The sequence below is a fragment of the Knoellia flava TL1 genome (assembly GCF_000768675.1).
Taxonomy (GTDB): Bacteria; Actinomycetota; Actinomycetes; order Actinomycetales; family Dermatophilaceae; genus Knoellia; species Knoellia flava.
Genome location: NZ_AVPI01000075.1, coordinates 1 through 4241, shown reverse-complemented (window position 1 = coordinate 4241; position 4241 = coordinate 1). Strand labels below are relative to the sequence as shown.

Here is a 4241-nt window from a genome sequence, read left to right as displayed (position 1 = left end):
CGAGCCCGAGTGCGGCGACCGAGCGCAGCCGCGCGTCGGGCGCGACGACGACGCGGTGGCCGGAGAGCTGCGCTCGCCAGCCGAGGTCGAGGTCGCCGCCGAGGTCGCCGAAGGAGCGCTCCCAGCCGCCGAGGGAGCGCAGGGCGCCGGCGGAGGCGAGCATCCCGGCGAGCGGGACGGCGATGACGTCGCGACGCAGGTCGTACTGGCCCTGGTCGGGCTCGCCGAGCGGCGGGTCCTCGACGACGCGCCCCGAGCGCGTCGTCGTGATGCCGACGGACCGCAGGGTGCCGGGCTGGGTGGCGTCGACGTGCTTGGGACCGACGAGGCCGACGGAGGGGCTGCGTCGGTGGGCCGCGAGGAGCCGGCCGAGGGTGCCGGGCTCGGGGACGCACCCGACGGGAAGCAGCCAGACCAGGTCGTCGTCGGGGACGTCACCGGTGGTGAGCCAGTGCGTGACCGCCGCGCGATCCGGCATACGGGAGTCGAGGGAGACGTGCTCGACGGCGAAGGTGCGGGACGACGCGGCGGCGACCACCTCGGCCGCGCCCTCCTCGGACGAGGTGTCGAGGACGACGACGGAGTCAGGTCGGGTCGCAGAGGCAGCGAGCGCGTCGAGCAGGGCGCGCAGGCCCGGGCGTGCTCCGGCGGTGAGGACGACGGCCCGGACTGCCTGCCTCGCTGGTGAGGCGGCAGGGGGGAGCACGGTGGCAGTCGTCAGCGTCATGGGGGGGCGCGGGCCCGGTCAGACCGCGCGCTTCTTGAGCTTGCGACGCTCTCGCTCGGACAGCCCACCCCAGATGCCGAAGCGCTCGTCGTTGGCCAGGGCGTACTCGAGGCACTCGGACCGGACGTCGCACCCGACACAGACCTTCTTGGCCTCGCGGGTGGATCCGCCCTTCTCCGGGAAGAACGCCTCCGGATCCGTCTGTGCGCACAGACTGCGCTCCTGCCAGGAGAGGACCGTCTCCTCCTCGACCATGGCGTCGATCAACTGCAACTCGTGCATCGCTGCCTCCTCGACCCTCTGCGACCCAACTCATGCCCCCGGCCTTCTCCCTGAGCGAGAGAACGTATTCGCTGGGACACAATGGTGAAATTACACGCGTGTCATCCCCATCCGTCAAGCCGAGTTCTGCTATCGGGGCAGCTTTCTCGAAACGGACCGGCGTGTCGGGCGAACTCGCCGGTGGTCCAGACTGGCCCCCATGCGTATCACGGCCCTCGCGGGCGGCGTCGGCGGAGCCCGTTTCCTGAGGGGACTGAAGGCCCATCTCGACGTCGTGGCACCGGAATCCGAGCTGACGATCATCGCCAACACCGGTGACGACATCAGCCTCTTCGGGCTCCGGGTGTGCCCCGACATCGACACCCTCCTCTACACCCTCGGCGGAGGGATCGACGAGGCTCAGGGGTGGGGGCGCGCGGACGAGTCGACGAGGGTCCAGGGCGAGCTCGCGGCCTACGGCGCGGTGCCCCAGTGGTTCACGCTCGGCGACCTCGACCTCGGCACCCACATCGTGCGCTCGCAGTGGCTGGCGCAGGGACTCACGGCCTCGGAGGTGACGGGTCGGCTCGCTGCCCGGTGGGGGCTGCCCGGCCGTGGCATCCGGCTGCTGCCGATGACCGACGTGCCGGTGGAGACCCACGTCGTGCTCGACGAGGGCGACGGCGCCGGCGAGAAGGCGGTCCACTTCCAGGAGTGGTGGGTGCGGATGCGGGCGGAGGTGCCGGCCACGCGGTTCGTCGTCGCCGGGCTTGACAGGGCGGCCGCCGCGCCGGGTGTCCTGGAGGCGCTGCGTTCTGCCGACGTCGTCGTCCTGCCGCCGTCGAACCCGGTCGTCTCGATCGGGATCATCCTCGGCGTCCCGGGTGTGCGCGACGCGCTGCGCGGGTCCCGGGCTCCGGTGGTGGGGGTGTCGCCGCTCATCTCGGGTCGCCCGGTGCGCGGGCACGCCGACGCGTGCCTCTCGGCGATCGGGGTGTCGTCGACGGCCTCGGCCGTGGCCGAGCTGTATGCCGACTTCCTCGACGGGTGGCTCGTCGACCCCGCGGATGCCGACGTGCGGGTGCGCGGCGTCGAGACGGCGGTGCACCCTGAGCCGTTGCTCATGACCGACGTCGACGCGGCGGCCCGGATGGCGAAGAGCCTTCTCGCACTTGCGGACCGGGTGCGTGGGTGAGGCTGGCGTGACTGGTCCGGTGCGTCCGGTGACGGCGCTCCCGGTCGTCGGCATGCCCGAGGTGGTGGCGGGTGACGACGTGGCAGCCCTGGTGCTCGAGGCCCTGGGGTCGGACGGCCTGAAGGCTGGGGACGTCGTCGTCGTCTCGAGCAAGCTCGTCTCGAAGGCGTTGGGGCTCAGGGCTTCTGACACATCCAAGGACTCACTGGTGCTCCGCGAGTCCGTGCGTGTCGTCGCCGAGCGCCGGACGGCGGAGGGCGTGACGCGGGTCGTCGAGGCGGTCGCCGGACCGGTCATGGCTGCGGCCGGGGTCGACGGGTCCAACACCGGTCCCGGCGACGAGCTCCTGCTGTTGCCCCACGATCCGGACCGGTGTGCGCGCGACCTGCGCTCGTCCTTGCTCGAGCGATCTCGTATGCCGTCCGCCACACCTCTCGCGGTCGTCCTCAGCGACACCGCCGGCCGGCCATGGCGAGCCGGCCTCACGGACTTCGCCCTCGGCTCCGCGGGGCTGCGCGTGCTGCTGGACCACCGAGGTGAGACGGACGTCGACGGGCGGCTGCTGGCGGTGACTGCCCGTGCCGTCGCCGACGAGATCGCGGCCGCGGCGGACCTCGTCAAGGGCAAGGCGGACGGGGTGGGTGCGGCGGTCGTGCGCGGCCTCCCGTCGTCGTGGTTCGAAGGCGGGAACGGTACTGCGACAGCGCGTTCGGAGGCGCCGAGCCCTGTCGATGAGGACTCTGGCGCGGACGGATCCGCCGACGAGCAGGTTCCGTCCGGCGCTGCACAGCTCGTGCGCACAGGTCCTGGCGACTGGTTTGCCATGGGTCACGTCGAGGCGGTCCGCGCGGCGCTCGGGATCGGGCCCGGCTCACCGGAGTCGGAGCAGGTCGGGATCCGCGCGGTGGGTGGCGAGACCTTCGGCGATGTCGTCGGCCGCGTCGTCGCGGTCACCCTGATGCACGACGAGGACGCGAGCGTGGACCTCCAGGTCGTCGAGGGCGGCGAGCCGTCGACGCAGGGCACTGCCTCGGCAGAGGTGACGCTGGGCGCCGGCGATGACTTCTCTCTCGGTCGGCTGGCACAACGACTCGAGGTCGCCGCGGCGGGCGAGGGCCTGTCCGTCTCGCTCGGTGCGGGGCCGACCGCCGAGCACACGATCACTGCGCGTCTCCTGCCCGGCCCTTGACACGCGGCAGGACCCCCTCCGGTCGTCGACGGCAGCAGCACCCGCTCCGAGACACGGCACAAATGCGTGGCGCCGCCGCCCGCGACTTGGCATCGTCGAGGGCATGGACCCCCTCGAGCAGCCCGTCACCTGGGTGCTCGTCGAGGGCCCGAGCGACGTTGCCGCCCTTCGGGTCCTGCGCGCGGCTCGTGGGATCACGCCGGACGATGAGCCGTGCGTGCTTGTCGACATGGGAGGCGCGACGAACATCCGGCGCGAGCTCGTCCGCGCCCTGGCTCGTCGACCTCGACCACGCGTCCTCGGGCTGTGCGACGAGCGCGAGGCGCACTACTTCGTGAGGGCTCTCGAAGCCCATCACGACGACCTGGGCGCGGACGTCGTGCCGACGCTCGAGAACCTGTCCGACCTCGGCTTCTTCGTCTGCCGCCGCGATCTCGAGGACGAGCTCATGCGGGCGCTGGGCACCCACGGCACCCGAGCCGTCATCGACGACCTCGGCCTCGGCCCGGCCTTCGAGGCGTTCACGCGTCAGCTCGCGTGGCAGGGACGGCCCCTGCTCGACCAGCTGAGGCGGTTCGGCACGACGACGTCCGGGCGCAAGGAGCTGCTTGCGGGCGCGCTCGCCGCGGCGGTCGATGTCGATGCGATCCCTCCCCCACTGGCCGCGCTGCTCGACTCGATGCCGACGACGGTGGACGAGTCGCGTCCGTCTGCCTGACCCATATCGAACGGCTTGGGCTGCATCGACAGGAGCGTCAGATCTCCTGTCGCACAGCAGGATTGGTGTGGACAAGCGTTTGTTGTCGAACGCGTGTTCGAGTACAATCGAACCATGAACCTGGGGGCGGTGTCGACGGCGGTGGCGGACC

At 71.9% G+C, this 4241-nt stretch carries 5 protein-coding genes; 3 read left to right on the top strand and 2 right to left on the bottom strand.

What is annotated here, in order from left to right; genetic code table 11:
• The coding region (locus N798_RS15835; RefSeq protein WP_198030765.1) for a glycosyltransferase at nt 1–706 on the bottom strand (706 nt) is incomplete at its 3' end.
• A gap of 39 nt (nt 707–745) precedes the next feature.
• Nucleotides 746–1009, bottom strand: coding sequence for a WhiB family transcriptional regulator (locus tag N798_RS15830; protein ID WP_035950446.1), 264 nt, complete (start codon nt 1007–1009; stop codon nt 746–748).
• A gap of 199 nt (nt 1010–1208) precedes the next feature.
• On the opposite strand from N798_RS15830, the gene cofD reads away from it, so the two are divergent.
• The 3 genes from cofD to N798_RS15815 all read left to right on the top strand — a co-directional run bounded on the left by cofD (nt 1209) and on the right by N798_RS15815 (nt 4090).
• Nucleotides 1209–2183 carry a 2-phospho-L-lactate transferase gene (gene cofD / locus N798_RS15825; protein WP_035950444.1) on the top strand — a complete coding sequence of 325 codons (975 nt, stop codon included), beginning with the start codon at nt 1209–1211 and terminating at the stop codon, nt 2181–2183.
• Nucleotides 2184–2211: 28 nt separating this feature from the next.
• Entirely contained in the window at nt 2212–3372 is a 1161-nt protein-coding gene (locus tag N798_RS15820; protein ID WP_229708663.1) for a coenzyme F420-0:L-glutamate ligase, read from the top strand.
• Nucleotides 3373–3475: 103 nt separating this feature from the next.
• Nucleotides 3476–4090 (top strand): hypothetical protein, encoded by a 615-nt coding sequence (locus N798_RS15815; RefSeq protein ID WP_035950440.1) that lies wholly within the window; start codon nt 3476–3478, stop codon nt 4088–4090.
• The last annotated feature ends 151 nt before the right edge of the window (nt 4091–4241 follow it).